The sequence below is a fragment of the Acetatifactor sp. genome (assembly GCF_982438285.1).
In genome coordinates, this window is the sequence record NZ_CEWDFQ010000169.1 from 1 (window position 1) to 6,660 (window position 6,660).

The window sequence follows — 6,660 nt, forward strand, 5'->3', positions numbered from 1 at the left end:
GTGGCGGTTTTGGCGGCATTTGTCCTTTTGATGGCCGCAGAAAGCAGGTTTTCTTTAATGGCTCCCAGACGGCTGTTAAAGAGAGGCGTGTTGATTTTTTTTCCTGTGCTTTTGCTGGGAGGATATGTCCGTCTGCTGCAGTCGGACAGCTTTGTGGCAGATTTCGGGCTCTATGACAAGCTGTTCACCCCAACGGTGATGAACCGCAGGGACGGCAATATTGTGGCATTTTTGATGGAGATGAAGTATATGAATGTGGAGAAGCCCTCCGGCTATTCAGCAAAGGAGACCGGGGAGAGTTATCTGGAAAACACACCAGAGCAGACCACGGCAGCTCTTGAAAATCCGGACAGCGTAAACCGTCCCAATATTATTGTGATCATGGATGAGGCCTTTTCTGATCTGGCCGTGCTGGGAGATTTTAGTGTAAATGAGGATTATATGCCCTTTATACATAGTCTGCAGCAGGGAGCGGATAATACTGTCACGGGATATTTGAATGTATCTGTTCTGGGAGGAAATACTGCCAATACGGAGTTTGAATTTCTTACAGGACATTCCATGGCCTTTCTTCCCCAGGGGAGCGTTGCCTATCAGCAGTATGTAAAAAGGGAGACTCCCTCGTTAGCCTCCTACTTAAAGGACCTGGGCTATTCCACTGTGGCCATTCATCCCTATTATGCGGACGGATGGGACAGAGACCGGGTATATCCTTTGCTTGGCTTTGACCGCTTTTTGTCCAGAGATGATTTTTACGGGGCAGAGAAGCTGCGCAGCTATATTTCCGACAGGGCGGATTTTGCAAAGATTATTGAGCTGTATGAGGAAAAGGAAGCCGGAGAGCCGCTCTTTGTGTTTAATGTGACGATGCAGAACCACAGCGGCTACAGCGAGACCTTTGCAAACTTTACGCCCTCGGTAGCTGTGGAGGGCATTGCTTCGGATACGCTGAATATGTATCTTTCCCTGATAAAGGAGACGGACAGCGCGTTTGAGGAGCTGATTGCTTACTTTTCCCAGGCAGAGGAGGACACCATGATTGTGTTTTTTGGCGACCACCAGCCCGCTGCCTCTGTGAGCAATCCTATTTTAAGGAGTAACGGCAAGAATCCTGACTCTTTATCAGAGGAGGAAAATCTGTTAAGATATAAGGTGCCCTATGTGATCTGGAGTAATTTTGAGATGGACCAGCAAAGCGGTCTGGAGACCAGCGTTAATTATCTTGCGCTGGATGTGCTGAAAAACTGCGGACTTCCCCTGCCCTCTTATCAAAGCGCTCTGGAGGCAGTCAGGGAGGAATATCCTGTGATCAGTGCACTGCAGATCAGAGATAAGGAAGGAAAGTATCTGACCCTTGAGGAATGCGGTCAGGAAATAAATGATTATCAAAGTCTGGAATATTATCTGTTGTTTGATTACGGGAGGCAGTAAGCGCAGCCCAGATCAACAGAGAAAGAGGAAGAGACGATGAAAGGCATAATGAAGTATTTATACAGGGACGAAAAAACCAGAAATGCTGCGGCGCTTACGCTGTCCTTTGTGCTGCCGGTAACGGTTATGCTGTGCCTGTTCGTGATCAGAGGCATTTTCCCATTCGGAGACAGAAGCTTTCTCTTCTCCGATATGTATCATCAGTACATGCCCTTTTTCAGTGAGTTTCTTCACAAGATAAAGGCAGGAGAGGGGCTTTCCTATTCCTTCAATGTGGGCATTGGCTCTAATTTTCTTGCCCTTTATGTGTATTATCTGGCAAGTCCGTTAAACTGGCTTGCCTTTCTATTCCCTGAGGCATATCTCATGGAATTTATGAGCTATCTTGTGGTGGTGAAGATCGGCCTGTGCGGACTGACCTCCTTTTGGTATCTGCAGAAGCATTTTCAGACAAAGGACTGGGGCGTGCTCTTTTTTTCCTGTTTTTATGCCATGTCCGGCTTTGTGGCGGCGTATAACTGGAATATCATGTGGCTGGACTGCATTGTGCTTCTGCCCCTTGTGGTGCTGGGACTGGAGAAGCTGGTGAAGGAAGGGAAGTGTGCCCTGTACTGCGTGAGTCTTGCCCTTTCCATTTTCACCAACTTTTATATTTCCATCATGATCTGTATTTTTCTGGTGCTTTATTTTCTGGCGCTTCTTCTCACGGAAAAAAGAAGATGGAAGATCGTCGGAAATTTTGTGCTGTATTCCCTGCTTGCAGGCGGGATGGCGGCAATTCTTCTGGTGCCGGAGGTATACGCTCTTTTAGAGACGGATTTTGGGGATATGAATTTTCCGGATACCCTCACTTCCTATTTCTCCGTGCTGGATATGCTGGCCAGACACTGCATGTGCGTCACTACAGAGAGAGGGCTGGAGCACTGGCCCAATCTGTACTGCGGAGTGGCGGTGTTTATGCTGCTTCCCATGTATGCCCTGAATCAAAGAATTTCCATTCGGAAGCGGTTTGCCAATCTGGCTTTGGCAGGCATATTTCTTCTCAGCTTCAGCACGAATATGCTGGATTTTATCTGGCATGGCATGAATTATCCCGATTCCCTTCCTGCCAGACAGTCCTTTATCTATATACTTCTTGTGCTGACCATGTGCTATGAGGCCTACAAGCGGGTGGATGAAATTGAGGAAAAGCAGATTTTGTATGGTTATCTGGCTGCCGCCGCCTTTCTTTTGTGCTGTGAAAAATTTATTGACAGCGAGGACTTCGACATTGGCATCGAGATATTGACACTGACCTTTGTGACTATTTATGCGGTGCTTTTGTATCTGCACAGAACCAGAAAGAGCTTTCTGTGGAAGCAGATACTGGCCTTTGCCGCCCTTGTGACCGTGATCGCGGAAAGCAGCATAAATATGGCGAACACAAGTCTCGGAACTACCAGCCGAACGGCCTATCTGGGACAGCAGGAGGACTATAGAGCGCTTTATCAGTGGACCAGACAGCAGGAGGAGGGCTTTTACCGGCTGGAAAAATTCTCCAGAAAGACAAAGAACGATGGTACGCTCACTGGATACCCCACGGCGTCGGTGTTTTCCTCCACCATGAATTCTTATGTGATGGATTTGTACAAAAGGCTGGGAATGAGGCACAGCAAGGTGTATTATGGTTTTGACGGAGCTACGCTGTTTTCCTCCGCTTTGCTGAATGTAAAATATATGTTCGGCGAATCGGAAAAATTTGAAAATGAGGCATTTTCCCTGGCAGAGCAAAGCGGCGATATCTTTTTGTATGAGTGCACGTATACCCTGCCCTTTGGCTATGTGGCTCCTTCCGGGTATGATCTGCCCGAGGGATTTTCAGGGGACGGCATCCGCCTTCAGAATCAAATGGTAAAGGATTTGGGAATAGAGGAAGATTTGTTTACGGAGGCTGCCACGGAAGCTTCCGGAGACAATGTGCGCATTACGGCGAAAGAGTCTGGTATTTATTATGCCATGCTGACGGCCTCCGGCACCAGCAAGGCAGAGCTGATCGGCGGCAGCCTGGAGACCCATACCTTCTCTGACTTAAAGGATGGTTCCATTCTTTATCTGGGATATCTGCAGGAGGGAGACAGCGTCACGCTTACCAATGGAGATGATGAGGATGAGAGCCCCAAAATTTTGGCGGAGGGCTATCTGTGCCACACGGATGTGCTGGAGCAGGCTTTGGAGGTATTGTCCAGGCAGCAGCTTGAATGGGTGGAATACGACAGCCGAAATATCAACGCAAGCCTCTCTTTGAAAGAGGCGGGAAGGCTGATTTTGTCGGTGCCTTATGAGGACGGATGGCGTGTCTGGATCAATGGAAGGGAAGTGGAGCCTGTTTTATTTGGGGGAACGCTTATGGCTTTTGACCTGGAGGCAGGGGAATATTCTATTTCGCTGCATTATACGCCTGAGGGAGCCTGGGCCGGGATCTGTCTGACGGTATTGAGTATCTGTGTGTTTGGCGCATTGGCCATAAGAGGATATGCAAAGAGCAGAAAAATGAAACATGAAAAAAAGGAAGAAGCCTGAAAAATGAGGCATGAGGTGGAGTATGGAGTATGTAGAAAAGAAAAAGACAAGGATTGACGACGTAAAGAGGACATTGATGATCCTGGTGGCTTCCATAATTATGGCTGTCAACCTGAAAAGCTTTGTGCGGGCAGGGGGACTGATACCGGGCGGTTTTAACGGCCTTACCAGGCTGCTGCAGGAGACAAGCCTTCTCTTTTTTGGGGTGGAGCCTCCTTTCAGTGTAATCAACTTTGTGCTGAACGCAGTGCCCGCCGTCTTAAGCTTTCGGTTCATCGGAAAGAAATTTACGGGGTATTCCTGCCTGATGATTGTGCTGTCCAGTATTCTGACGGACGTGGTGCCGGCTTTTTCGGTGACTACAGACATTCTGCTGGTGTCTGTGTTCGGAGGTCTTCTCAACGCAGTGGCTATCAGTATCTGCCTGTTTGCCGGGGGCACCAGCGGAGGGACGGATTTTATCGCTATTTTTCTTTCTGAGAAATTCGGCATTGATTCCTGGAATTATATTTTTGCAGGAAATGTGGTAATTCTTGTGATCGCCGGAATGCTGTTTGGATGGGAAAAGGCTCTGTATTCCATTATTTTTCAGTTTGCCTCCACCCAGGTGCTGCAGACGCTGTACAAGCGCTACCAAAAGCAGACCCTGTTGATTGTGACGCAAAAGCCGGAGGAGGTTTATGAGGCCATTGCGGAGATCACCCATCATGACTCCACCCTGATCAAGGGAGTGGGCTGTTATCTGAAAAAGGATTGCAATATTTTGTATTCTGTGGTGGGCCGGGATGAGGTGCGGAAGGTGCTAAACTGCGTCAAAGAAACAGATCCCCTTGCCTTTGTGAATACCATACGGACAGAAGGGCTTACGGGAAGATTTTACCAAAGACCAAATGACTGACAAAAAAAGTACAGAAGCCCTTGACATTTGAGGAAAAGAAGAGTATGCTGAACTTACTTGAGAAACCAAGGAACAGGAAGAGTAGCCGTTTGAAACAGACACAGAGAGCCTCATGGGGTGGAATTGGGGCATTGGGAAGAGCGGTGAATGGGCCTGGGAGGGCGATTTGAAACCGGAAACGGAAGTAGAGGAGACGTGGCTGCACGTTACAGCAGGACGTGTATGATGGTACACGGCAGAGAGCATTTCCACGAAAGGATGTCTCCAAAAGGAATGGAGAGGAATCCCTGAGAGGAGTGAAGTTAGGTGGCACCGCAGAAGTAGATGATACTCCTGTCCTATCGAAAGCAGATAGGCAGGAGTTTTTTTATTCCTGTGAATAAAAATCTGCAAAACATTGGAAATTCAGGAAAGAGAGGTAACAGAACATGGAAAAGAAAATCCCTTACAAAATTTATCTGGAGGAAGAGGAGCTGCCCAGGCAATGGTATAATGTGCGGGCGGATATGATAAAGAAACCGGCTCCCATTTTGAATCCCGGTACCTTAAAGCCGGTAACCGAAGAGGAGCTGTCCGCTATTTTCTGCCAGGAGCTGGCAAAACAGGAGCTGGATGATACCACGCCTTATTTTGATATCCCACAGGAAATTCGCGATTTTTATAAAATGTACCGTCCCTCCCCTCTGGTGAGAGCATACTGCCTGGAGGAAAAGCTGGGAACCCCGGCTCATATCTACTACAAATTTGAGGGAAACAATACCTCGGGCAGCCACAAGCTCAATTCCGCCATTGCCCAGGCTTACTATGCGAAGAAGCAGGGACTTAAGGGCGTGACCACGGAGACGGGAGCGGGACAATGGGGAACGGCTCTGTCCATGGCATGCTCCTACCTGGGACTGGACTGCCAGGTTTATATGGTGAAATGCTCCTATGAGCAAAAGCCCTTCCGCCGGGAGGTAATGCGCACCTACGGAGCGAAGGTAACACCATCTCCTTCCATGAATACCAGCGTGGGTAGAAAGATTAACCAGGAGTTCCCGGGAACCACAGGCTCTCTGGGCTGTGCTATCTCTGAGGCCGTGGAGGCGGCCACCACCCAGGAAGGCTACCGCTATGTGCTGGGCTCTGTGCTTTCCCAGGTGCTGCTGCATCAGTCCATTATCGGTCTGGAGACCAAGGCTGCTTTGGATAAATATGGAGTGAAGGCGGATATGATCATCGGCTGCGCAGGCGGCGGCTCCAATCTGGGCGGCTTGATTTCTCCCTTTGCAGGCCAGATGCTCAGAGGGGAGGCGGACTATCAGATCATCGCTGTAGAACCGGCTTCCTGCCCCAGCCTTACAAGAGGCGTTTACGCTTATGATTTTTGTGATACCGGAAAGGTGTGTCCTCTGGCAAAGATGTATACTTTGGGCTGCGGATTTATCCCTTCCGCCAACCATGCGGGGGGCCTTCGCTATCACGGCATGAGCTCCGTGGTGTCGGAGCTGTATGATCAGGGGCTTTTGGAGGCCAGAAGCGTGGAGCAGACGGCTGTATTCCAGGCGGCTGAGACCTTTGCGAGAGTGGAGGGCATTCTGCCTGCGCCGGAAAGCAGCCATGCCATCAAGGTGGCCATTGACGAGGCGCTCAAGTGCAAGGAGACCGGAGAGGCGAAAAATATTGTATTTGGTCTTACCGGTACAGGCTATTTCGATATGGTGGCATATCAGAGATATAACGATGGGGAGATGAGCGATTACATCCCTACCGACGAGGAATTGGAGAAGTCC

4 protein-coding genes are annotated in these 6,660 nt (G+C 49.1%); all 4 read left to right on the forward strand.

Annotated elements, in window-relative coordinates:
* On the forward strand, nucleotides 1-1,431 hold a 1,431-nt coding region (locus AC1WIP_RS09415), incomplete at its 5' end, for an LTA synthase family protein (protein ID WP_481141602.1).
* A 36-nt stretch (nucleotides 1,432-1,467) separates the two neighbouring features.
* The gene (locus AC1WIP_RS09420; protein WP_481141603.1) at nucleotides 1,468-3,990 is read left to right on the forward strand and encodes a YfhO family protein; all 2,523 of its coding nucleotides are present in this window, start codon (nucleotides 1,468-1,470) and stop codon (nucleotides 3,988-3,990) included.
* 22 nt (nucleotides 3,991-4,012) lie between these two features.
* Nucleotides 4,013-4,888 (forward strand): YitT family protein, encoded by an 876-nt coding sequence (locus AC1WIP_RS09425; protein WP_481141604.1) that lies wholly within the window; start codon nucleotides 4,013-4,015, stop codon nucleotides 4,886-4,888.
* A 428-nt stretch (nucleotides 4,889-5,316) separates the two neighbouring features.
* A partial coding sequence (locus AC1WIP_RS09430) for a TrpB-like pyridoxal phosphate-dependent enzyme (RefSeq protein WP_481141605.1) occupies nucleotides 5,317-6,660 on the forward strand: 1,344 nt, incomplete at its 3' end.

Bases quoted from the DNA above. Each gene is read 5' to 3' on its own strand.
- AC1WIP_RS09420 (WP_481141603.1), top strand. From the start codon at position 1,468: ATGAAAGGCATAATGAAGTATTTATACAGGGACGAAAAAACCAGAAAT.
- AC1WIP_RS09425 (WP_481141604.1), top strand. From the start codon at position 4,013: ATGGAGTATGTAGAAAAGAAAAAGACAAGGATTGACGACGTAAAGAGG.